Consider the following 214-nt stretch of genomic DNA (forward strand, 5'->3'; position numbering starts at 1 on the left):
TGCTCAGCCCAGATGGTCTTGCCGGTGGTGGCATGCCGAGTACCCCAGTGCTCGGAGAGTTGGGCGACGAGCAGCAGGCCGCGTCCTCCTTCGTCGAAGGTCCGGGCTCGCCGTAGGTGCGGGGACGTATTGCTTGAGTCGAAGACTTCGCAGATCAGGGTGCTGTTCTCGTGGATCAGCCGCAGTTGGATGGGTGGTTGGCCGTAGCGGATGG

General features: G+C 63.6%; 1 pseudogene. It reads right to left on the reverse strand.

Going from position 1 to position 214, the window contains the following annotated elements:
- Positions 1-214, reverse strand: a pseudogene (locus RB628_RS42435) (ATP-binding protein); the annotation flags it as partial.

This window comes from Streptomyces sp. ADMS (genome assembly GCF_033441795.1).
Lineage (GTDB): Bacteria > Actinomycetota > Actinomycetes > Streptomycetales > Streptomycetaceae > Streptomyces.